This window comes from Stutzerimonas tarimensis, assembly GCF_042648805.1.
GTDB lineage: Bacteria > Pseudomonadota > Gammaproteobacteria > Pseudomonadales > Pseudomonadaceae > Azomonas > Azomonas tarimensis.
On sequence record NZ_JBHRXZ010000006.1, the window covers coordinates 1 to 22,050 of the forward strand.

Annotated in this window: 18 protein-coding genes and 3 tRNA genes; 3 read left to right on the forward strand and 18 right to left on the reverse strand. The window is 64.5% G+C overall.

The features are described 5' to 3' along the window. Positions 1-189: 189 nt before the first annotated feature. The 7 genes from ACFOMF_RS03320 to urtA all read right to left on the reverse strand — a co-directional run bounded on the left by ACFOMF_RS03320 (position 190) and on the right by urtA (position 7,075). A complete protein-coding gene (locus ACFOMF_RS03320) occupies positions 190-537 on the reverse strand; it encodes an FmdB family zinc ribbon protein (protein ID WP_386361242.1) in 348 nt (115 codons plus the stop codon). A gap of 129 nt (positions 538-666) precedes the next feature. Then, on the reverse strand, positions 667-1,896 hold the full coding sequence (gene fmdA, locus ACFOMF_RS03325) for a formamidase (protein ID WP_386361244.1): 1,230 nt from the start codon (positions 1,894-1,896) through the stop codon (positions 667-669). Positions 1,897-2,107: 211 nt separating this feature from the next. Then, on the reverse strand, positions 2,108-2,797 hold the full coding sequence (urtE, locus tag ACFOMF_RS03330) for an urea ABC transporter ATP-binding subunit UrtE (RefSeq protein ID WP_386361246.1): 690 nt from the start codon (positions 2,795-2,797) through the stop codon (positions 2,108-2,110). Between the two features lie 11 nt (positions 2,798-2,808). Further along, positions 2,809-3,561, reverse strand: coding sequence for an urea ABC transporter ATP-binding protein UrtD (gene urtD, locus ACFOMF_RS03335; protein WP_386361248.1), 753 nt, complete (start codon positions 3,559-3,561; stop codon positions 2,809-2,811). Next, positions 3,558-4,754 (reverse strand): urea ABC transporter permease subunit UrtC, encoded by a 1,197-nt coding sequence (gene urtC / locus ACFOMF_RS03340; protein ID WP_386361250.1) that lies wholly within the window; start codon positions 4,752-4,754, stop codon positions 3,558-3,560. Before urtC ends, urtD begins: the two co-directional genes overlap by 4 nt. Positions 4,755-4,887: 133 nt before the next feature. Further along, positions 4,888-5,805, reverse strand: a complete 918-nt coding sequence (gene urtB / locus ACFOMF_RS03345) for an urea ABC transporter permease subunit UrtB (protein ID WP_386361252.1) — start codon at positions 5,803-5,805, stop codon at positions 4,888-4,890. Between the two features lie 100 nt (positions 5,806-5,905). Continuing rightward, a complete protein-coding gene (gene urtA / locus ACFOMF_RS03350) occupies positions 5,906-7,075 on the reverse strand; it encodes an urea ABC transporter substrate-binding protein (protein WP_386361447.1) in 1,170 nt (389 codons plus the stop codon). 399 nt (positions 7,076-7,474) lie between these two features. Here urtA and ACFOMF_RS03355 point away from each other — a divergent pair, with 399 nt between their 5' ends. After that, positions 7,475-10,891, forward strand: coding sequence for a hybrid sensor histidine kinase/response regulator (locus ACFOMF_RS03355; protein WP_386361254.1), 3,417 nt, complete (start codon positions 7,475-7,477; stop codon positions 10,889-10,891). After that, positions 10,891-11,583: a response regulator gene (locus tag ACFOMF_RS03360; RefSeq protein WP_386361255.1), complete on the forward strand. Its 693-nt coding sequence runs from the start codon at positions 10,891-10,893 to the stop codon at positions 11,581-11,583. Before ACFOMF_RS03355 ends, ACFOMF_RS03360 begins: the two co-directional genes overlap by 1 nt. Here the strand turns inward: ACFOMF_RS03360 and ampE are convergent. The 6 genes from ampE to ACFOMF_RS03390 all read right to left on the reverse strand — a co-directional run bounded on the left by ampE (position 11,573) and on the right by ACFOMF_RS03390 (position 17,134). Next, positions 11,573-12,400, reverse strand: coding sequence for a regulatory signaling modulator protein AmpE (gene ampE, locus ACFOMF_RS03365; protein WP_386361257.1), 828 nt, complete (start codon positions 12,398-12,400; stop codon positions 11,573-11,575). The two genes, ACFOMF_RS03360 and ampE, sit on opposite strands and share 11 nt — an antisense overlap. Beyond that, positions 12,397-12,963 (reverse strand): 1,6-anhydro-N-acetylmuramyl-L-alanine amidase AmpD, encoded by a 567-nt coding sequence (gene ampD, locus ACFOMF_RS03370; RefSeq protein ID WP_386361259.1) that lies wholly within the window; start codon positions 12,961-12,963, stop codon positions 12,397-12,399. The genes ampE and ampD overlap by 4 nt, the downstream gene beginning before the upstream one ends. Positions 12,964-13,077: 114 nt before the next feature. Then, a complete protein-coding gene (nfi, locus tag ACFOMF_RS03375) occupies positions 13,078-13,752 on the reverse strand; it encodes a deoxyribonuclease V (RefSeq protein ID WP_386361261.1) in 675 nt (224 codons plus the stop codon). Between the two features lie 165 nt (positions 13,753-13,917). After that, entirely contained in the window at positions 13,918-15,015 is a 1,098-nt protein-coding gene (gene zapE, locus ACFOMF_RS03380) for a cell division protein ZapE (protein WP_386361449.1), read from the reverse strand. 110 nt (positions 15,016-15,125) lie between these two features. Further along, a complete protein-coding gene (locus ACFOMF_RS03385) occupies positions 15,126-16,484 on the reverse strand; it encodes a tryptophan--tRNA ligase (RefSeq protein WP_386361263.1) in 1,359 nt (452 codons plus the stop codon). 23 nt (positions 16,485-16,507) lie between these two features. Beyond that, positions 16,508-17,134, reverse strand: a complete 627-nt coding sequence (locus ACFOMF_RS03390; RefSeq protein ID WP_386361265.1) for an alpha/beta hydrolase — start codon at positions 17,132-17,134, stop codon at positions 16,508-16,510. A 266-nt stretch (positions 17,135-17,400) separates the two neighbouring features. Between ACFOMF_RS03390 and ACFOMF_RS03395 the strand changes: the two genes are divergently transcribed. Beyond that, a complete protein-coding gene (locus tag ACFOMF_RS03395) occupies positions 17,401-17,841 on the forward strand; it encodes a YhcB family protein (RefSeq protein ID WP_386361267.1) in 441 nt (146 codons plus the stop codon). 44 nt (positions 17,842-17,885) lie between these two features. Here ACFOMF_RS03395 and nadC read toward each other — a convergent pair whose 3' ends face one another. The 5 genes from nadC to clpB form a co-directional block, all read right to left on the reverse strand. Further along, positions 17,886-18,734 (reverse strand): carboxylating nicotinate-nucleotide diphosphorylase, encoded by an 849-nt coding sequence (gene nadC, locus ACFOMF_RS03400; protein WP_386361269.1) that lies wholly within the window; start codon positions 18,732-18,734, stop codon positions 17,886-17,888. 228 nt (positions 18,735-18,962) lie between these two features. Continuing rightward, positions 18,963-19,038: transfer RNA gene (locus ACFOMF_RS03405), tRNA-Lys, on the reverse strand. A 6-nt stretch (positions 19,039-19,044) separates the two neighbouring features. Further along, positions 19,045-19,121: transfer RNA gene (locus ACFOMF_RS03410), tRNA-Pro, on the reverse strand. A gap of 9 nt (positions 19,122-19,130) precedes the next feature. Then, positions 19,131-19,206 (reverse strand) — tRNA-Asn (locus tag ACFOMF_RS03415). Positions 19,207-19,390: 184 nt separating this feature from the next. Further along, positions 19,391-21,955: an ATP-dependent chaperone ClpB gene (gene clpB / locus ACFOMF_RS03420; RefSeq protein ID WP_386361271.1), complete on the reverse strand. Its 2,565-nt coding sequence runs from the start codon at positions 21,953-21,955 to the stop codon at positions 19,391-19,393. Between the last annotated feature and the right edge of the window lie 95 nt (positions 21,956-22,050).

Below are 22,050 nucleotides of genomic sequence, written 5' to 3' on the forward strand. Positions count from 1 at the left end.
GGTGTGCAGGCGCGGCATCTTGTAGTTGACGACGGCAACGCCGACGGTGTCGGGACTGCTGGAAATATCTCCGTGACGCATGAAAGACTCCTCTGATGCATGGGAAAAATGGAAAGAGCGCTGAAGGCTCGAGGCTGAACGAAAGCCGAGTCCCGCGTCCGGCCTTCGATGCTTTGCTCGGCTGTTCGCCTAATGGCTGATCATCCAGGGGCGACCCGTGGGTTTGCTCTTGAGCATGTGCGGGTTGTCCCTGGTGGGTTTGCTCGGCTTGCTCGGACCGCAACAGCTGCAACCGGCCGGATGCTTGCGGCTGGCGGCATACTCGCCGAGGGTCTTGGGCGCGTGGGCGCTCTGTTCGTTGATCGCGTGCGCCTTGCGCGTGCTGCCGGCCAGGGTGGCCAGGCCCGGCGCCGAGCGGATCACCCGTTCGCCCATGCTGCCGCAGGCCGGGCAGGTACAGGGCTGCTCGCGCTCGGCCATGGGCCGCAACAGGGTGAAGTCGCCACAGGTCGGGCAGTCGTATTCGTACAGGGGCATCTGGCGGTACCTGTCAGGGGGCGCTGGGCGGGGGCGCGGCGGCCGGCCCCGCATGTGGTAGGCGAAGATCCATCGCCGGGGCGGGGCTGAACGCCGTCCAGAGCCACAGGCCCACCCCGGAGAGGGAACTCATTTGTCCGGCGCGAGGGGCAGATCGATGCTGCCGTCGAGGTGCTTGATCGGGCCGGAGGCACTGGGATTGATGTCGAACTCGAAGATGTCGGTAGGCAACCAGAGGGTGGCGCAGGCGTTGGGGATGTCCACCACACCGCTGATGTGCCCCTGCACCGGTGCCGAGCCGAGCAGCGAGTAACCCTGGGCCGGCGAGTAGCCGAACTTGGTCAGGTAGTTGATGGCGTTCATGCAGGCCTGCTTGTAGGCCAGGTTCACGTCTAGATAATGCTGCTTGCCATTATCGTCGACGGAGATACCCTCGAAGATCAGGAAGTTGTTGTAGGTGGGCACGATCGGGCTTGGCTTGAAGATGGGGTTCTTGATGCCGTACTTGGCCATGCCGCCCTTGATCACCTCGACCTTCATGTGCACCCAGCCGGCCATCTCGATGGCGCCGCAGAAGGTGATCTCGCCGTCGCCCTGGCTGAAGTGCAGGTCGCCAACCGAGAGGCCGGCGCCGTCGACATACACCGGGAAGAAGATCTTCGAACCGCGCGACAGGTCCTTGATGTCGCAGTTGCCGCCATGCTCACGGGGCGGCACGGTGCGGGCGCCCTCGGCGGCGATCTTGTCGCGCAGCTCGCCGGAGGCCTTGCCGGCGTGGGCGGTCCTGGCCATCGGTGGGTTGGCCAGTGGCGGTACGCGAGTAGGGTTGGTATCGATCAGCGCCTGCTCGCGGCTGTTCCAGTCGGCCAGCATCTTCGGATCCGGCAGACAGCCGATCAGCCCAGGATGGATAAGGCCGGCGAAGCGAACGCCGGGGATGTGCCGGCTCTTGGTGAACATGCCTTCGAAGTCCCAGATGGACTTCTGCGCCGACGGGAAGTAGTCGGTGAGAAAGCCTCCGCCGTTGGTCTGCGAGAAGAATCCATTGAAGCCCCACATGGACTCTTGCTTGGCGCCGATGTCCAGCAGCTCCACCACCAGCAGGTCGCCGGGTTCGGCACCCTTGACCCCCACCGGGCCGGAGAGGTAGTGCACGGTGGACAGGTCGACGTCGCGCACGTCGGAGGCATCGTCGTCGTTCTTGATCGCGCCACCGGTCCAGTCGTAGGTCTCGAGAATGAAGTCGTCGCCCGGACTGACCCAGCAGGCCATGGGAATGTCCGGGTGCCAGCGGTTGTGGATCTGTTCGTTTTCGGTGGCGGGCTGGCTCAAATCGACCTTGATCAGCGTGTCGGTCATGACGAAGCTCCTGGGACCGTAAGGGAGGAATCAGCGTTGCGCTGGGTACGGGCCTAGTCTTCGCCGCCTCGGTCGGGGGGGAAATACGTTGGATGACGTACCCCGGGAGAGCAGCGGCAAGCGGCAAGAAAAAGACAAAGCCGGGCCCTGCAGGTCTGCAGTCCCGGCTCTTGCTTGCCGCTTTTCGCTTGCGGCTTGCTTGCGGCTGTTTTTAGACCGACAGGTAGCGGCTGATGGTGGTCTCGTCGGCGTTCTGGCGACTTTCCTCGAGCACGAAGCGGCCCTTCTCGATGACCAGGAAGCGGTCGGCGATCTCCATGGTGAAGGACAGTACCTGTTCGGATACCACGATGGTCAGCCCACGCAGAGTGCGGATTTCCTTCAGGGTGCGGGCAATGTCCTTGATGATCGACGGCTGGATGCCCTCGGTGGGCTCGTCCAGCAGCAGTACCTTGGGATTGGTGGCCAGCGCCCGGGCGATCGCCAGTTGCTGCTGCTGGCCGCCGGAGAGGTTGCCGCCCTTGCGCTTGCGCATCTCGTGCAGCACCGGGAACAGCTGGTACAGGTCTTCCGGTACCTTGCCCCCGGCGGAGGCCGGCAGCCCGGTCTGGATGTTTTCCAGCACGGTCATGCCGGGGAAAATCATCCGTCCCTGGGGCACGTAAGCGACGCCGTTCTCCACCCGCTGGTGGGTGTCCATGCCGGCCACCTCGATACCGTCCACCTTCACGCTGCCGCGGGTCTGGTTGACGATGCCCATCAGGGTCTTGAAGAAGGTGGTCTTGCCCATACCGTTGCGGCCCATGACCGCGACGATTTCCTGCTTGTCCACGTCCAGGTCGAGGTCGTGGAGGATCTGGCTCTGGCCGTAGCCGGAGGCGAGGTTGGAGATGCTGAACATGGCGGCTCCCTTCAGTGGCCCAGGTAGACTTCGATGACCTTGGGATTGCTCTGCACCGCGTCCATGCTGCCCTCGGCGAGCAGCTTGCCCTGGTGCAGCACGGTGACCTTGCTGGCGATGCTCTTGACGAATTCCATGTCGTGCTCGATCACCAGCACCGACCGCCCCTGGCTGATGCGTTTGAGCAGCTCGGCGGTCTGCTGCCGCTCGGATACGCTCATCCCCGCCACCGGCTCGTCCAGCATCAACAGCTCCGGGTCCTGCATCAGCAGCATGCCGATCTCCAGCCACTGCTTCTGCCCATGGGAGAGCAGGTCCGCGGTTTGGTGCAGGAAATCCTTGAGGAAAATCTCCTCGGCAACCTGCTCGACCCGGGCGATCACCTCGGCACTGCGCTTGAAGAACAACGCGCCGAACACCTTGCGCCCGGCCGGGTAGGACATTTCCAGATTCTCGAACACTGTCAGCGCCTCGTAGATCGAGGGGTTCTGGAACTTGCGCCCCACTCCGGCGCGGACAATGTCGTACTCGGCCATCTTCGTCAGGTCTTTGCCGTTGAAGTCGATCTTGCCGGCGGTGGCGCGGGTCTTTCCGCAGATCAGGTCCAGCACGGTGGTCTTCCCGGCGCCGTTGGGGCCGATCACCACCCGTACCTCGTTGCGGTCGAGGTAGAGGTTGAGATCGTCGACCGCCTTGAAGCCGTCGAAGGACACGGTCAGTCCCTCCACCGAGAGCACCGGCTTGGGCATATGGAAGCTGTTCATGGGGTGTTCTCCAGTCTGCCCGCGGGCGAGGGTTCGATGCTGCCGCCGGCTCCACGGGTGTGGGAAGGCTCAGGGGTCGGACGGGGCCGCGCCGGTTTCCCGGAAACGCCCGGCAGGCGCGCCAGCCACTTGCGGCCGTGGCTCTGCCAGAGGCCGGCCAGGCCCATGGGAAAGAACATCACCACCACGATGAACAGCCCGCCCATGAAGTACAGCCACAGCTCGGGGAAACTCTCGGAGAACATCGTCTTGCCGAAGTTGACCAGCAGCGCGCCGTACACCGCGCCAAGCAGCGACATGCGCCCGCCGACCGCGGCGAAGATGACCATCTCGATGGACGGCACGATGCCGACGAAGCTCGGCGACATGAAGCCCACCTGGAGGGTGAACATCGCCCCGCCGATGGAGGAGAACACCGCTGCCAGGCAGAACACGAAGATCTTGAATGCCGACACGTCGTAACCGGAAAAGCGCACCCGCTCCTCCTTGTCGCGCATGGCCATCAGCAACCGGCCGAGCTTGGACGAGAGCACGAAGCGGCCGATCAGGATGCAGGCGATGAGCAGGCCGGCGCAGACGAAGTAGAGGATGTTCTTCGCCTCGTCGCTGCGGATGTCCCAGCCCAACAGCGTGCGCAGGTCAGTGATCCCGTTGACCCCGCCAGTAAGCCCCTGCTGGCCAATGATCAGGATGGTCAGGATCGCCGCGATGGCCTGAGTGACGATGGCGAAATACACGTCCCCCACCCGGCGCTTGAACATCGCCAGGCCGATGACCAGGGCGAAGATCGCCGGCACCGCCACCACCGCCAGCAGGGTGAAGCCGAAGCTCTGGAACGGCACCCAGATCGCCGGCAGCTCGGTGATCTGGTTCCAGTCCATGAAGTCCGGGATGCCGGGGGTGGACTGGATCGCGGTGGACTCCGGGTCCGATGCCTCCAGCTTGAGGAACATGGCCATGCAATAGCCGCCGAGGCCGAAGAAGATGCCCTGGCCGAGGCTGAGGATGCCGCCGTAGCCCCAGCAGAGCACCAGCCCCACGGCGACGAAGGCGTAGGTCAGGTATTTGCCGACCATGTTCAGGCGAAAGGCGTCCAGCGCCAGCGGAAACACCACGAACAGCAGCGCGGCCAGAATCAGCAGGCCGATCAGGCCCTGCCTGCCGCCAAAGACATTGGCGTATGCGGATTTCATCAACAGGTCCTCGTAGCAGGGTCACAAATCATGCGCAAAGCGCGCTCCGAAGCGGACGGCAGCGGTGCCGACCACCAGGCGGCAGCCACCGGACCGGGCTCGTAGCGCGTCGGGCGCACCATGGGCCGCCGGTTCACTTGCGCACCTTGCTGGCGAAAAGCCCCTGGGGACGCATCATCAGGATCAGGATTACCGCCGACAGGGTGAGCACCTTGGCCATCGAGCCCGAGAGGAAGAACTCGGAAATGGACTGGGTCTGAGCGATGGAGAACGCCGAGGCGATGGTGCCGAACAGGCTCTGCGCGCCGCCGAAGACCACCACGAGGAAGGTGTCGACTATGTACAGCGAGCCGGAGGTGGGCCCGGTGGAACCGATGGTGGTGAACGCCGCCCCGGCCACTCCGGCCACCCCGCAACCCAGGGCGAAGGTCATCCGGTCGACCTTCCGCGTATTGATTCCCACGGCCCGGCTCATCACCCGATTCTGGGTCGTGGCGCGCACCTGCAGGCCCCAGCGGGAGCGGAACAGCAGGAAGAAGATGACGGTGGTCAGCACCAGGGTCACCGCCATGACGAACAGCCCATTGAGGGGGATGTCGATCATGTCGGTGGGCATCCATGAGCCCATCAGCCAGTCGGGCAGGTTGGCGCTCACCTCACGCGGACCAAAGATCGAGCGAAACGCTTGCTGCATCACCAGCGACAGGCCCCAGGTGGCCAGGAGGGTATCCAGCGGCCGCTGGTAGAGCTTGCTGATCATCGCCCACTCCACCAGCCAGCCGAGCGCGCCGGCGACCACGAAGGCGAGGACGATGGCGAAGAAGAAGTAATAAGGCTGCAGCGCCGGCACGAATTTCAGAGTCATCGCCGACAGCAGATACGTGGTGTACGCGCCGACCGTCAGGAACTCGCCGTGGGCCATGTTGATCACGCCCATCTGCCCGAAGATGATCGCCAGCCCGAGCGCCATCAAGAGCAGCACGCAGAACACCGACAGGCCATTGAACCCCTGCATGACGGCGATGGCGCCGAAATCGGATAGCCATTCCATGATGGTCTCCTCGAAGAAAAAGCGGCGGGAGGTGGTGGAAGGCCGAAAGCCGGACGACACCCGTTCGTCCAGCCTCCAGCGCTGTTATTGGCTGTTCGCCTTACTGATAGCCTTCCGGGAAGGGGTTGGGTTCGATCAGGTCGGACTCGTAGACCACGGTGAACTGGCCGTTGGGCTGCACCTGGCCGATACGGGTCTTGCTCCACAGGTGATGGTTGTCATGCACCTTCACGTAGCCTTCCGGGGCAGTTTTCAGTTCGATGCCCTTGGAGGCGGCGGTGACCTTTTCCACATCGAAGCTGCCCGCCTTTTCCACCGCGGCCTTCCACAGCCAGGGGCCGAGATAGGCAGCCTGGGTGACGTCGCCGATCACCGCGTCCTGGCCCCAGCGCTGCTTGAACGCCTGGACGAACGCCTGGTTGTTTTCGTTTTCCAGGCTCTGGAAGTACTTCATCGAGGCGTAGAAGCCGGCCATGTTCTCGCCGCCGATGCCGAGCAGTTCATCCTCGGTGACCGACAGGGTCAGCAGGTTCTGGCGGTCGGCGGTGATGCCGGCGGCCTTGAGCTGCTTGTAGAAGGCCACGTTGGAGCCGCCCACCACCGCGGCGAACACCACGTCGGGCTTGCGCAGCTTGATCTTGTTGGTCAGCGAGCCGAACTGGGTGTTGCCCAGCGGGTAGTACTCCTCGCCCACCACTTTGCCGCCCAGCACGTCCTCGATGTGCTTGCGCGCGATCTTCATCGAGGTGCGCGGCCAGATGTAGTCCGAGCCGATCAGGTAGAAGGTCTTGGCGTCCTTTTCCCTGGCGACCCAGTCCAGCCCTGCGAGGATTTGCTGGGTGGCTTCCTGACCGGTATAGATCACGTTCTTCGACTGTTCGAGCCCTTCATAGAAGGTCGGGTAGTAGAGCAGTCCGTTCTGCCGTTCGAAGATCGGCAGCACCGCCTTGCGCGAGGCCGAAGTCCAGCAGCCGAACACCGCCGCGGCCTTGTCCCGCTCCAGCAACTTGCGCGCCTTCTCGGCGAACGTGGGCCAGTCCGACGCGCCGTCTTCCTGAACTATCCGGATCTGCCGGCCCAGCACACCGCCCTCGGCATTGATCTGCTCGATGGCCAGCCGCTCGGCCTGGATCGCCCCGGTTTCGGAGATGGCCATTGTCCCGGTGGCCGAATGCAGCTGGCCGACCACTACCTCGGTATCCGTCACGGCGAGGCCGGTGGTGTTCACTTCTGCGCTGACGACCGAGCTGAAGGCGCTCGAAGCCAGCATCGAGAGCATGGCGGCTCCCAGCACCAGACGGCGTGGGAAAAGGCGGGTCAGGCCTGACTGTTGATGATCCATCGTGAGGGCTCCTGTCTCGGTGGGCCGCACCGGCGTTGCGAATGCGGGCCGGTATCGGGTCGAGGGCAAGAATGGGGCGGCGAACGGCAGACAGGTATACGCAACTTGACGTAACGGGGTACGTCATCTGACGTACCCGAACCTGCGCCGTACTGGTGCAGAATTGCGCGCTTGAACAAGGCAGGCGCCTGGCTGGCCCGGTCCGGGACCCTGGCGCACAGCGAGACGCCCGCAGCCCCCCGAGATGCATGTTCACCGGCACGTAAATTGCTATCACGGATCAGCTCCGGTCCGCCGTATCGCCGATCGACCACGAGGAATCGCTACGTGCCCGCCACCGGCCCCCAACGCATCGTCAAGATCCGCCGCGACTACAACCGTTGGGTGGCCGACGAGACGCTGGAAGACTACGCCCTACGCTACACGCCGAAGTCCTTTCGCAAATGGTCCGAGTTCCGCATCGCCAACACCGCCCTCGGTGCCGTGTCGTTCCTCGCGTTGGAAGCCATCGGCGGCACCCTGGCGCTGAACTACGGCTTCACCAATACGCTCTGGGCGATCCTGGCGGTGAGCCTAGTGATCTTTCTCACCAGCCTGCCGATCAGCTACTACGCGGCCCGCTACGGCATGGACATGGACCTTCTGACCCGCGGTGCCGGTTTCGGCTACATCGGTTCCACCATCACCTCACTGATCTACGCCAGCTTCACCTTTCTGTTCTTTGCCCTTGAAGCGGCGATCATGGCCCTGGCACTGGAGCTCTATTTCGGCATTCCGCTGGCGCTGGCCTATGTCGTCTGCGCCGTTGTGATCATCCCCCTGGTGACCTACGGCATCACCCTGATCAACCGCCTGCAGGCCTGGACCCAACCGGTCTGGCTGGTGCTGTTGCTGCTCCCCTACGTGTTCGTCATCGCCAAGAATCCCGACGTACTGGCCGACCTGCCCAGCTTCGCCGGTCGTGAAGGCGATGGCGGAGCCTTCAATCTGCTGTCGTTCGGCATGGCCTGCACCGTGGCGCTGGCGCTGGTGACGCAGATCGGTGAGCAGGTGGACTACCTGCGCTTTCTACCGGAGAAGACCCGGCGCAACCGGGTGCGCTGGTGGGCGGCGATGCTCTCGGCCGGGCCCGGCTGGATCATCCCCGGGGCGCTGAAGATGCTGGCCGGGGCATTCCTGGCATTTCTCGCCCTGCAGCACGAGATTCCGGTGGAGCGCGCCGCCGAGCCGACCCAGATGTACCTGGTGGCCTACAGTTATGTGTTCTCCACCCCTGAGCTCGCCCTGGCCGCCATGGTGCTGTTCGTGATCATTTCCCAGATCAAGATCAACGTCACCAATGCCTATGCCGGCTCACTGGCCTGGTCGAACTTCTTTGCCCGCATTACCCACAGCCACCCGGGCCGCGTGGTGTGGCTGGTGTTCAACGTGGCCATCGCCCTGATGCTCATGGAGCTGGGCGTGTTCGAGGCCATCGAGCAGGTGCTCGGGCTCTACGCCAATATCGCGGTGGCCTGGATCGGCGCCTTGGTGGCAGACCTGGTGATCAACAAGCCGCTGGGCCTGTCGCCCCGGCACATCGAATTCAAGCGCGCCCACCTCTACGACATCAATCCGGTGGGGGTTGGCGCCATGCTGATCGCCTCGCTGGTCTCGATCCTTGCCTACGCCGGCATGATGGGCGAGCTGGCCCAGGCAATGTCCTCGGCGGTGGCGCTGGCGACCGCGATGGTCGTTGCGCCGCTGATCGCCTGGTGGACCGGCGGGCGCTTCTATACCGCCCGGGCCGACGAGCCCGAGCAGCCCTATCCGCTGCACTCAGCCGAACGGGTCCGCTGCGTGCTCTGCGCCAACGCTTTCGAGCGGCCCGACACGGCCTATTGCCCGGCCTACGGCGCGCCGATCTGCTCGCTGTGCTGCTCGCTGGATGCCCGCTGCAACGACCTATGCAAGTCACGCTCGCGGATCCACGAGCAGATCGAGGACTTCATCCGCTGGCTGTTTCCCAGCGCCCAGGTGCCGCGGCTGCATACTCGCCTGGTTCACTATGTCGGGGTGCTGGGACTGATGATGACCCTGCTGTTCTGCGCCCTGGCGCTGATCTACAGCCAGGTCTCCCCCGGCTTCGAGCAAGGCCCGCCGGAGGCCGCCGAGGTGCTGTACCTGGCCTTCGTCAAGGCCTTCCTGACCCTGTCGCTGTTCACCGGCGTGCTGGCCTGGTGGGTGGTGCTGACCCGCGAGAGCCGCCATGTGGCGCTGGAGGAGTCCAACCGCCAGACCCGCCTGCTGATCAAGGAGATCGACGCCCACCGCCAGACCGACGAACAGCTTCAGCGGGCCAAGGAAGCCTCGGAAGCGGCCAACGCGGCCAAGAGTCGCTATGTCACCGGTCTGTCCCACGAGTTGCGCACGCCACTGAACAGTATCCTCGGCTACACCCAGATCCTCGAGCGCGACGGCAGTCTGGCCGAACGCCATCGGGACGCCCTGGCCACCATTCACCGCAGCGGCAACCACCTGCTGTCGCTGATCGACGGCCTGCTGGACGTAGCCAAGATCGAAGCAGGCAAGCTGCATCTGGACCCGTCCGAAATTTCCCTCCCCGAATTCCTCACCCAGCTGGAGCAGATGTTTCGCCCCCAGGCCGAGGAAAAGGGCCTCGGCTTTCACTTCCAGACCAAGGGCCGCATCCCGCTGGTGGTGCGCGGCGACGAGAAGCGGGTGCGGCAGATCCTGATCAACCTGCTCGGCAACGCGGTGCGTTACACCGAGCAGGGCGGCGTTACGCTCCAGGTAAGCTATCTGCGCGAGACCGCTACTTTCGACGTGCTGGACTCCGGCCCAGGCATGCTCCCGGAGCAACTCGAACGGCTGTTCCAACCCTTCGAGCGTGGAGACCCACTACGCAAGGACCACGGCCTGGGCCTCGGGCTGACCATTGCGCGCATGCTGGTGTCGCTGATGGGAGGTGAGCTCTCGGTGCGCAGCGAGCCCGGGCAGGGATCGGTGTTCCAGGTCCGGCTGTTCCTCTCCGAGGTGCGCGTGCCACGGGCGGTGGTACATGACGCGCACGACATCATCGGCTATGCCGGACCTCGCCGCCGGCTACTGGTGGTGGACGACCACCTTGAGCATCGCCAGGTGCTGGCCGGACTGCTGGGGCCGCTCGGCTTCGACGTCGCCACCGCAGCCAGCGGCCAGGAAGCGCTGAGCCAGGTGTCGCTGCTGAACCCGGATCTGATCCTGATGGATCTGTCGATGCCGCAGCTGGATGGCTGGGAAACCAGCCGGCTGATTCGCGAGCGGGTCGGCTCGCGAGCACCGATCATCGTAGTGTCGGCCAACGCTTTCGCTGACGACCGCGAACGCAGCGTGGCGGCCCAATGCAACGACTACCTGGCCAAACCGGTCAGCGCCCCGGCGCTGCTCGAGAAGATCAGGCAGCACCTCGCGCTCGACTGGCTGAAGCGCAGCGCAGCTCCGGCGCCGGCCCCGGCACGGCTCGAACTGCCCAGCGCCGCCGTCCTGCTCGAACTGCGCGACCAGGCCTCCCTCGGCTACCTGCGCGGGGTACTGGACACGCTGGACGCGCTGGAACAACGCGAGCCGCACTGCCTGGCCTTTTTCGCGCTCCTGCGGGACCTGGCCAGACGTTTCCAGCTCAACGAGCTCAACCGGCGCCTGGCCCAGGCGCTGGAGCAGACACACGCGCAAAATCCAGGCACGCCGGAGGTGAAACCCTGATGACACAGGCCCACGACCGACAGGACATCGTGATGATCGTCGATGACGTCCCAGACAACCTGGCGCTGCTCTCCAGCGCGCTCGAAGAGGCCGGCTACATGGTGCTGGTGGCCCTGGATGGCGTCAGCGCCCTGGACAGCATGCAACGCCTGCGTCCGGACATCGTACTGATGGACGCCATGATGCCCAACCTGAACGGTTTCGATACCTGTCGCCGGCTGAAAACCCATGCCGACCTGCAGGACATCCCGGTGCTGTTCATGACCGCGCTGACCGAGAGCGAACACGTGCTGGAGGGCTTCGCGGCGGGCGGCATCGACTATGTCACCAAGCCCATCCACACCGATCAGGTACTGGCCCGTATCGGCGCTCACCTGCGCACCGCTCGTGCGCTGCAGAATGCCCGCCAAGGCCCCCGGGAGCCGCCCGCGCCGGACGACCGACAGATCCAGGCAGCCCTGACCGAACGCTACCAGCTCACCAGCCGCGAGGTGGAAGTGCTGCGCTGGGTGGCCTATGGCAAGACCAACCGGGACATCGGCGACATCCTCGGCCTCAGCCCGCGCACGGTGAACAAGCATCTGGAACACGTCTACGTGAAGCTCGGGGTCGAAACCCGTACCGCGGCGGCGGCGGTGGCCATGTCGGTGGGCGCCGGACGCAGCGAGCCGCTGGCGCGGCTCAATCGATGAACAGCCAAAGGGCGACCAGTACGTACCAGAGCGCCGCGGCCCGCCGCAGCAGCGACAACAGCCCCTCCAGCCGTGCCAGGCCCGCGTCGCCACGGTTGGCCTCCAGGTTCTCGCCGGAACGCCGGGCGATATCCCCCAGCAGCGCCTCGGCCGGCACGGCCCAACTCAGCAACGCCGGGCGCAGGGCCTGCAGCACGTTGACGTAGTTGCCCACCAGCGCCAGGCTGGCGGCCAGCGCCCGTACCGGCAGCCAGTCCAGGACGTGGCGCAGCTGCCCCGCCCGCTCGCGCAGATCCGGCGTCTGGCCGTGCTGTTCGGCCAGCGCCAGCAGGCGATAGGCCAGGGCCACCAGCGGCCCCAGCAGCAGGTACCAGAACACCACCGCGAAGAAGCCTTGGTAGCCCAGCCACAGCAGCCTTGCCTGGACCCGCTCGAACAGGTCCCCCTCGCCCTCGGCGACGATCCCCAGGCTGCCGGCGGCGACCAGCCCGGCCGCCTCGCCATCGCCGCGTTGCCAGGCCTGGCGAAACCCGTCCAGTTCGGCCCAGACAGAGCCCCGGCCGAGGCTGTAGAGCAGGATCCACAGGTGCAAAAGCACTGCCATCCAGCCGTGCAGCACCGGCTCCAGCACTTTCAGCGCCAGCCAGACGATGAACAGCGGCAGCAGCACCAGCCAGGCCAGGGCCAACCACGGCCGCCCCGGCTGCTCGTGGCGCCTGCGCAGATCCAGCCACCAGCCGTCGCGCTGGATGCCCCGGCGCAAGCCCGGGAACAGCTTTTCCGCCAGCAGCACCAGCAGCAGAACCAGAAACTTCATTTCCCCTCCCCCGGGCCGTTGTCCAGAGCCGCCCGCAGCCGTGTCCAGTCAAATGCCGGGCCGGGATCGGACTTGCGGCCCGGCGCGATGTCGCTGTGACCGCAGATCCGGCCTGCGCCGATCCTCGGATAATGATGGCGCAGCAACCGGGCCAAGGCGATCAGAGACCTGTACTGCGCCTCGCTGTAGGGCAGGTGGTCGGTGCCCTCCAGCTCGATGCCGAGGGAATAATCATTGCAGTTCGGTCGCTCGTCAAAGCAGGAAACCCCGGCATGCCAGGCCCGGTCCCGGCAGGAGACGAACTGGGTGATCGCCCCGTCCCGCTCGACGAGAAAATGCGCGGAAACCTGCAGCCCGGCGATGTCCCGGAAGAACGGGTGCCCGGCCGGCTCCAGGCGGTTCTGGAACAGCGCATGCACGTTCCCCCCGCCGAAGCATCCGGGCGGCAGGCTGATGTTGTGGATCACCAGCAACGAAACCTCGCCGTCAGGGCGCTGGTTGAAGTTCGGCGACGGGCAATGGGCGATGCCGGCGACCCAGCCGGTTTCGGGGTTCAGGTACATGGGTAAAAGAGTGCTGAAGGTTGAGGTTGAACGAAAAAGCGCGGCGATGCCAATGGTGGCTTGTCCGGGTTGCTAACGCGGGCAGAGCCCGGGCTCCTCAGTAGCCGAAGCTGGCTAGCGGGCATCGCGGCGGGAGGCGAGGCGGTCGGCCAGGCGGGTGGGCTCAGGCAGGCGGTAGCGGGTGAGAAAACGCCTCACCAGCACCGGCGCGGTCGCCAGGCTGACACGGTGGCCCGGAGAGACGATCAGCGGGCGGCAACGCAGTTTGCTACGTAGCACGGTGCCGATCAGTTCCCTGGTCTTCTTGTCGTGCAGGTCGCTCTGGTCGCCGGCCTCGGGGCCGGGCTCGTCGTAGACCCCGGTGAGCACCTTCTTCGCCACGCCCACCGTCGGCAGCCCGCAGGCCACTCCCAGATGGGCCGCGACGCCGAGCCGCCGCGGATGGGCAATGCCCTGGCCGTCGACCAGGATCAGGTCGGGGACGTCCGGTAGCGCATCCAGTGCCTCGAGCAGCGCGGGCAGTTCCCGGAACGACAACAGTCCGGGAATATAGGGCATGGAGGTCGGAATCCGCACCACTTGCTGCGCCAGAAGTTGCAGCGTATCGGCATCCAGAAGCACCGCGGCGGCGCGGGTGATCGCCCCGCCCTCCTCGAACCCCACGTCCACCCCGGCGACCAGGCGCAGGGGCGGAAAATCGTCGACCAGGCAAACCTGACGGGCCAGCTCGGTCTGCAGGGCGCGGGCGGCAGCGACGCTGCCGTCCCAGCCGGGAAAGGTGTCGGTCATGACGGGGCTCGTTGAGGACTGGAGGCTGGAGGCTGAACGAAAAAACGTCGGCATTGGGCCAGCAACCGAGGTTCTCCGCTCCCCTTGAACCCGGCTCGGAACGCCGGGTTACGCTGCACTAACCCGCCCTGCGCAGAGACGTCCGCTCCGTAGGGCGGGCACCCATCAGGGCTTGTGCGGCCGCGACAGGTATTCGTGGGACTGCATTTCCAGCAGGCGGCTGAGGGTGCGCTGGAATTCGAATTCCAGGCGGCCACCGGTGTAGAGGTCCTTCAGCTCCACTTCGGCGGAGATGATCAGCTTCACGTTGCGGTCGTAGAACTCATCGACAAGATTGATGAAACGCCGCGCCATGTCGTCCTTGGCCACGTTCATCTGCTCGACGTTCGCCAGCAGGATGGCGGCGAAGATCTTGCCCAGCTCGATATAGTCGTTCTGGCTGCGTGGGCCGTCGCAGAGTTCGCGGAACTCGAACCAGGCGACATCGTTGCCGGTCTTCACTGCGCGAATCTCGCGGTTCTCGATCATCAAGGGATCGTTCTCCACGACGTGGCATTTTTCGGGCAGCAGGCTCTTGAAGCTGCGCTCCAGGCTTTGTTTGGCTTCGGCGTCCAGCGGGAAGTGGAAGAGTTCCGCCTGTTCCAGCGCCCGCAGACGATAGTCGATGCCACTGTCGACATTGACGATCTCGGTGTGCTTCTTCAGCAGGGCGATGGCCGGCAGGAAGCGGGCGCGCTGCAGGCCGTCCTTGTACAGGCCGTCCGGCACGATGTTGGAGGTGGCCACGAGGCTGACGCCGTTGTTGAACAGTTCTTCCAACAGGGTCGCCAGGATCATCGCGTCAGTGATATCGGAGACGAAGAACTCGTCGAAGCAGATCACCCGGGCCTCGTCGGCAAAACGCCTGCCGATGATGGTCAGCGGGTTCTTTTCACCCTTGAGGGTTCTCATCTCCTCGTGCACCCGCTTCATGAAGCGGTGGAAGTGGGTGCGCATCTTCTGCTCGAACGGCAGCGCGTCGAAGAAGGTGTCGACCAGATAGGTCTTGCCACGACCCACGCCACCCCAGAAGTAGATGCCCTTGATCGGCTCCACCTTCTTCTTGCCGAACAGCTTGCCGATCAGCCCGCTCTTGTTGCGGTCATCGGAAGCCACCAGGTCATCGTACAGCCGCTGCAAATGGCGGACGGCGTTTTCCTGCGCAGGGTCATGAAAGAAGTCGGGCCGTTTCAGGTCGGCCTGGTAGCGCTCGAGAGGAGTCATGGCGTGTTCGGTGTGGCGAAACGGGGCCAACACTGTAGCGGCGGCCTCGGCCGTTGGCAATTTGCTCAGATCGTTCACCTTGTCATCCTCCTTGGGCCAGCGGCGTCCAGTCAGTCTCCGAGACTTGCGAGGGCCTCGCGCAGACGCAGCATTGCTGCATCGAGGGCCTGCTCGTCACCGAAGTGGGGGCTGTCGGCGATGCACTCGCCGTTCAGCCACAGGGTAAATTGATCCCCTTCATCGGCCCGGAGTTCCAGACCATCCGGGCCATGGGCGATAAGCGCCTGGGTCGCCGCCCCGGATGCCTTCGGATCCCTGAATGGACGCGACAGCAGGAGCTCCTCGCCATCAGCCGCAAGAAAACGGAAACGGAAGCTGCCGTCAGGCTCGCGAAAGCTGGCGAAGCGGGCCGTCTTGGCGCCTTTCTTCTTGCCTGGCGCGGCGCTGATGACGGAGCTGCGAAAATTGCGCAGCCCCACCGCTTCGCGCAGCTCGCCGAGGAAGGGGGTGGCGATCCGACGGGCCTTGGCTGCGCCCGCCTGGAGAATATCCTCGAGCTCAGCGGGCCTGGCGAGCAGCTCGGCGTAGCGCTCGCGGCCCTCGCCCAGCTGCGCGTCGAGCAAACCGAACAGCTGCTGCTTGGCTTCGCCCCAGGCCAGCCCCTGCTGCAACTCGTCACGAAACCGCGTGCTCTGCTCCTGAGTGGCGAAGGCCTGATAAAGGGTGAATAGCTGGGCGCTGTCCGGATCCTTCGGCTCGCCGGGCAGCCGCGAGTCGGTAACGATGCGGGCGATCGCGTCCTTCAGTTGCTTGGCCGAGCCGAACAGCGGGATGGTGTTGTCGTAGCTCTTGGACATCTTGCGACCATCGAGCCCTGGCAGGGTGGCCACGCTCTCCTCCACCACCGCCTCGGGCAGGGTGAACAGCTCCCGCCCCTTGCCGAACAGATGGTTGAAGCGCTGACCGATGTCCCGGGCCATCTCTACATGCTGGATCTGGTCGCGTCCCACCGGCACCTTGTGTGCATTGAACATGAGGATGTCCGCTGCCATCAGCACAGGGTAGCTGAACAGCCCCATGGTGACCCCGGCATCGGGGTCTTCGCCGGCTTCGACGTTCTTGTCCACAGACGCCTTGTAGGCATGGGCGCGGTTGAGCAGGCCCTTGCCGGCCACACAGGTGAGCAACCAGGTCAGTTCCGGTATCTCCGGGATGTCCGACTGGCGGTAGAAGGTCACCCGCTCGGCATCGAGCCCGCAGGCCAGCCAGGTGGCGGCGATCTCGAGTCGCGACCGCTGGATGCGTTCGGCGTCGTCGCACTTGATCAGCGCGTGATAGTCGGCGAGAAAGTAGAAGGAGTCGGCATCGGGTGCACGACTGGCAAGAACAGCCGGGCGGATGGCCCCGGCGTAGTTACCCAGGTGCGGGGTGCCGGTGGTGGTGATACCGGTGAGGATGCGGGTGCCCATGGCGATATCCTTGTGTGCGCCGGTCAGAGGCGAGGAGCGACCAGCGCTTTCAATTCGACCAGCTTGCCGTGGAAAAAGTGGCCGCATTCTGCCACTTTCAGCAGCTCGTGGGGACGCTCGAGTGCCGCCGAGAAGGCGTAGACCGATTGGGGGTCGATTACCTCGTCGTGGTCGGGCTGGATGATGGTCATGCTGCAATGCTGCGCCAGCGGCATGTCACCCAGCCGCGAAACCGCAGGTGCCACCGCCAGTAGCCGCTCGACAGTCAGGCCGCGGGCTTCCAGCCGCGCCGCCAGGGCAGTGGCGACGAATCCCCCGTAGGAAAAGCCGAGCAGGCTCAGCGGCTGCCCCGGTTGCTGCTCGAGCAGCCAGAGGGCCGCGGCTTCGGCGTCGTCCACCTCGCCCATGGCCATGTCGTGCACGCCTGCGCTCTCACCCACGCCCCGGTAATTGAACCGCAGGGTGTTGTAGCCGGCATCGCGCGCGGTGCGCTGCAGTGTCGACACTACCTTGTTCAGCATGGTCCCGCCCTTGACCGGGTTCGGGTGGCATACCAGCGCCAGCCGTGTGGCTTCGGGGTCCTGATAGTGCAACGCCTCGATCTGGCCGCACGGGCCGGCGAGGATGACGGGCTCTTCTCTCTTCAGCAACTTCAGACTCCATGGGTCAGGGGCGGCTCGACAGGCAGGCCAACGCCGTTTGCTTTCAACGGCTTGCCGACCAAAATCAGGCACACCCGGCAAAATGCCGCGGTATACAGGACAGAGCCGAGACGTTAACGTAACACCGCGTTGAAATACCACCGCGCCTGCAAGTGAAACCGCTTGCGCGGGATGCGGGAGGTTGCAAGCATTGTCCAGGCAAGGTGCTCCGCCCGGCCTTCAACGATCAGCATGCATTTTATGAGGAAGGACTCGTGGAACAGAATCTCACGACCTGGCTGCTCCCTATCATCGGCGTCGCCATCGGCATCGGCATCGGCTTTCTGCTGGGGCGCAACAATACGCCCGGCCGCAATCAGCACCAGATCAATGAACTTCAGGAACGCTTCGACACCTACCAGAGCGAAGTGGTGACGCATTTCAACACCACAGCCAGCCTGTTGCACAAGCTGGCCAGCACCCAGCAGGACATCCAGGAGCACCTGTCCGAAGGCGCACACAGCCTGGCGCTGGACGAGCAGACCCGCGAGCGACTGCTGAGCGCCCTGCAGGAGGGCAACCATGCCAGCCGTGACAAGGATCGCGAGCGCATCTCCGCGCCGCTGTTCACCGAGGCGCCCAAGGACTACGCCCCCAAGGATGCCGACGCGCCAGGAACCCTGCACGAAGAGTTCGGCCTGAAGAGCCGGCACTGACCGCTTCTGGCGGGAGCCCCGGCTCCCGCCTCCCCTCCCATCCGCTACTGCTGCAAGCGCATCGACAGGTCCACGGCACGCACATGCTTGGTCAGTGCGCCAATGGAGATGTAGTCGACCCCGGTCTCGGCGATCGTTCTCAGGGTCGCTTCGCTCACACCACCCGAAGCTTCCAAGCGCGCACGTCCGGCCGTCAGCGTCACAGCCTTGCGCATGTCGTCCAGGCTAAGCTCGTCGAGCATGACGATGTCCACACCAGCTTCGAGCGCCTGGGCCAGCTCCTCCAGGCTTTCCACCTCGACCTCTACCGGCTTGCCCGGGGCGATCCTGTGCGCTGCCGCCACCGCTTCGGCAATCCCGCCACTGGCGGCGATATGGTTTTCCTTGATCAGGAAGGCGTCGTAGAGGCCGATTCGGTGGTTATGGCAACCGCCACAGGTGACCGCGTACTTTTGCGCCAGGCGCAATCCGGGCAGCGTCTTGCGGGTGTCGAGCAGCTTGACGCCGGTATCGGCCACCAGATCGGCATAATAGCGGCAAACCGTCGCCACCCCCGACAGCGTCTGGAGAAAATTCAGCGCCGCCCGCTCGCCACTAAGCAGTGCGCGAGCCGGTCCTTCCAGTCGAAACAGCGCCTGCCCGGCTTCGACGCGCTGGCCATCGGCGGCCTGCCAGTGCACGGCCACGCGAGGATCGAGCTGGCGAAACACCGCATCCACCCAGGACGTCCCGCAGAGGATGGCGGCTTCGCGGGTGATCACCGTGGCGCTGGCCAGGCGCTCGGCAGGAATCAGCTGGGCGGTGATATCGCCCGAGCCAATGTCCTCGACGAGGGCCCTGCGTACGGTGATTTCGATATCGGCCGAGATGTCGGCCAGAGTCAGATTCGGCATGAACGGCTCCCGTTGAACTGCGGAGATTATAGAAGCTGGCCGGACGCGAGCGTACGCCCCGTAGGTGCAATGAATACCGATGACGAAATCGAGCGCGCGCTGATGCAGGCAATCGCTTGCCGATCGCGGCACATGGACGGGCCATCAGGACAAGCGAGATAGGAAGGTTCGATTCCCGCGAAGCGGGACACCCGGGCGGGGCCGAACAGGAGAAGAGCGAAGGGAAGATGGTGGGTCGTGTAGGATTCGAACCTACGACCAATTGGTTAAAAGCCAACTGCTCTACCAACTGAGCTAACGACCCTGAAAATGGTCGGGGTAGGGGGATTCGAACTCCCGACATCCTGCTCCCAAAGCAGGCGCGCTACCGGACTGCGCTATACCCCGATCAGAAGCTGGCTCCGCGACCTGGACTCGAACCAGGGACCCAATGATTAACAGTCATTTGCTCTACCGACTGAGCTATCGCGGAACGTTGTTGCTTCCATCTCTGCGGCGGCCTGCAATGCATTCTCGCCTCAGAGGCGCGCCATTTTACGGTTCCCGCCGCTGCTGTCAACCCTTCTATGTGCTTTATCTTACTGAGTTTTTTCCGAGCCGCTGCGCGCCACCCCAGCGGCAGGAGCCTGGGGCAGCAGCACAGGACGAGCTGTCACTCAGGCAAAGATGATTTCCTCCCCCTCCACCTCTGCGTTGATGGTGGCCCCGGGAGCGAAGCGCCCGGCGAGGATCTGCTGAGCCAGCGGGTTCTCGATCCAGCGCTGAATCGCTCGTTTCAACGGCCGTGCGCCATAGACCGGGTCGTAGCCGACGGCGATGAGCTTTTCCAGCGCCGCATCGGAAAGCTCGATGGCCAGCTCGCGCTCGGCCAGCCGCTGGCGCAGACGGCCAAGCTGGATCTGGGCGATGCCGGCGATCTGGTCCTTGCCGAGCGGATCGAACACCACCACCTCGTCGATGCGGTTGACGAACTCGGGGCGGAAATGCTGACCGACCGCATCCATCACCGCGGCACGCTGCCCCTCCGGATCACCCACCAGTTCCTGGATTTGCGAAGAACCCAGGTTCGAGGTCATCACGATGACAGTATTGCGAAAATCCACGGTGCGGCCGTGACTGTCGGTCAGACGACCGTCTTCGAGCACTTGCAGCAAGACGTTGAAGACGTCCGGATGCGCCTTTTCCACCTCGTCGAGCAGCAACACAGAGTATGGCTTGCGACGCACCGCCTCGGTCAGGTAGCCGCCTTCCTCGTAGCCGACGTAGCCCGGCGGCGCCCCGATCAGGCGCGCCACCGAGTGTTTTTCCATGAATTCGGACATGTCGATGCGCACCATGGCCTCCTCGGTATCGAAGAGAAACTCGGCGAGCGCCTTGCACAGCTCCGTCTTGCCCACTCCGGTGGGGCCGAGGAAGAGAAAGGATCCGCTCGGCCGGTTGGGGTCGGCCAGTCCCGCCCGGGAGCGGCGCACGGCATTGGCCACGGCGGTGACCGCCTCATGCTGGCCGATGACCCGATGGTGCAGTTCGTCTTCCATGCGCAGCAGTTTGTCGCGCTCGCCCTCGAGCATCTTGGCCACGGGAATGCCCGTCCACTTGGATACCACCTCGGCGATCTCTTCATCGGTCACGCGGTTGCGCAACAGCTGGTTTTCCGCCTGACTGTGCTGATCGACCATCTGCATGCTGCGCTCCAGATCCGGTATCACCTGGTACTGGATGCGCGCCATGGTTTCCAGATCACTCTTGCGCCGCGCCGCCTCGAGGTCGGCCTTGGCCTGCTCGAGTTTCTGCTGAAGCTGTGCCGAACCTTGCACCTCGGCTTTTTCGGCCTTCCAGATCTCCTCGAGATCGGAGTACTCCTGCTCGAGCTTGGCGATGTCTTCGTTGAGCTTTTCCAGCCGCTTGAGCGCAGCCTCATCATCTTCCTTCTTCAACGCCTGGCGTTCGATTTTCAACTGGATCAGCCGGCGCTCCAGGCGGTCGAGGGCTTCGGGCTTGGAGTCGATTTCCATGCGGATGCGGCTGGCCGCCTCGTCGATCAGGTCGATGGCCTTGTCGGGCAACTGGCGGTCGGTGATATAACGGTGGCTGAGCTTGGCGGCGGCAATGATGGCACCGTCGGAAATGGTCACCCCGTGGTGCACCTCGTAACGCTCTTTCAGCCCACGCAGGATGGCAATGGTGTCCTCCTCGCTCGGCTCGTCCACCTGGACCTTCTGGAAGCGCCGCTCGAGGGCGGCGTCCTTCTCGATGTACTGGCGGTACTCGTCGAGCGTGGTGGCACCCACGCAGTGCAGCTCGCCGCGGGCCAGCGCCGGCTTGAGCATGTTGCCGGCGTCCATGGCGCCTTCGGCTTTGCCGGCGCCGACCATGGTGTGCAATTCGTCGATGAACAGGATCACCCGGCCTTCCTGCTTTGACAGCTCGTTGAGCACGGCCTTCAGGCGCTCCTCGAACTCGCCGCGGAACTTGGCGCCCGCGATCAGGGCGCCCATGTCCAGCGCCAGTAGGCGCTTATCCTTCAGACCGTCAGGCACCTCACCGTTGATGATGCGCTGGGCCAGGCCCTCGACGATGGCCGTCTTGCCCACGCCGGGTTCGCCGATCAGCACCGGGTTGTTCTTGGTGCGGCGCTGCAGCACCTGGATGGTGCGGCGGATTTCGTCGTCGCGGCCGATCACCGGATCCAGCTTGCCCTCCTCGGCCCGCTTGGTCATGTCGACGGTGAACTTGTCCAGCGCCTGACGCGACTCCTCCGCATTGGCATCCCTGACCGATTCGCCACCGCGCAGGTTGGTCACCGCGTTTTCCAGCGCCTTGCGCGAAACGCCCTGGGACATCAACAGCTTGCCCAGGCGAGTGGTCTCATCCATGGCGGCGAGCAGCACCAGTTCGCTGGAGATGAACTGGTCACCCTTCTGCTGGGCCAGGCGGTCAGCCTGGTTGAGCAACCGGGCCAGATCCTGTGACAGGTTCATGTCGCCGGTGGGATTCTGCAGCTTGGGCAGCTTGTCCATTTCCCGGCTGAGTGCCTGACGCAGACCATTGATATCGAAGCCGACCTGCATCAGCAGGGGCTTGATCGAGCCGCCCTGCTGCTCGAGCAGCGCCTGCATCAGGTGCAGGGGTTCGATGGCCGCGTGGTCGAAACCTACCGCGATGGATTGAGCATCCGAAAGCGCAAGCTGCAGCTTGCTGGTCAAACGGTCGATACGCATGGGTCACCCTTTCTGTAAAGGAGGCAGGCTCGGCGAATGGAGCTGCGGATGCCCGATACATAGGGGCGATTGTCGGGGATTCAAGGCACGCGGCG

Bases quoted from the DNA above. Each gene is read 5' to 3' on its own strand.
- ACFOMF_RS03320 (WP_386361242.1), bottom strand. From the start codon at position 537: ATGCCCCTGTACGAATACGACTGCCCGACCTGTGGCGACTTCACCCTG.
- fmdA (WP_386361244.1), bottom strand. From the start codon at position 1,896: ATGACCGACACGCTGATCAAGGTCGATTTGAGCCAGCCCGCCACCGAA.
- urtE (WP_386361246.1), bottom strand. From the start codon at position 2,797: ATGTTCAGCATCTCCAACCTCGCCTCCGGCTACGGCCAGAGCCAGATC.
- urtD (WP_386361248.1), bottom strand. From the start codon at position 3,561: ATGAACAGCTTCCATATGCCCAAGCCGGTGCTCTCGGTGGAGGGACTG.
- urtC (WP_386361250.1), bottom strand. From the start codon at position 4,754: ATGAAATCCGCATACGCCAATGTCTTTGGCGGCAGGCAGGGCCTGATC.
- urtB (WP_386361252.1), bottom strand. From the start codon at position 5,805: ATGGAATGGCTATCCGATTTCGGCGCCATCGCCGTCATGCAGGGGTTC.
- urtA (WP_386361447.1), bottom strand. From the start codon at position 7,075: ATGCTGGCTTCGAGCGCCTTCAGCTCGGTCGTCAGCGCAGAAGTGAAC.
- ACFOMF_RS03360 (WP_386361255.1), top strand. From the start codon at position 10,891: ATGACACAGGCCCACGACCGACAGGACATCGTGATGATCGTCGATGAC.
- ampE (WP_386361257.1), bottom strand. From the start codon at position 12,400: ATGAAGTTTCTGGTTCTGCTGCTGGTGCTGCTGGCGGAAAAGCTGTTC.
- ampD (WP_386361259.1), bottom strand. From the start codon at position 12,963: ATGTACCTGAACCCCGAAACCGGCTGGGTCGCCGGCATCGCCCATTGC.
- nfi (WP_386361261.1), bottom strand. From the start codon at position 13,752: ATGACCGACACCTTTCCCGGCTGGGACGGCAGCGTCGCTGCCGCCCGC.
- zapE (WP_386361449.1), bottom strand. From the start codon at position 15,015: ATGACTCCTCTCGAGCGCTACCAGGCCGACCTGAAACGGCCCGACTTC.
- ACFOMF_RS03385 (WP_386361263.1), bottom strand. From the start codon at position 16,484: ATGGGCACCCGCATCCTCACCGGTATCACCACCACCGGCACCCCGCAC.
- nadC (WP_386361269.1), bottom strand. From the start codon at position 18,734: ATGCCGAATCTGACTCTGGCCGACATCTCGGCCGATATCGAAATCACC.
- clpB (WP_386361271.1), bottom strand. From the start codon at position 21,955: ATGCGTATCGACCGTTTGACCAGCAAGCTGCAGCTTGCGCTTTCGGAT.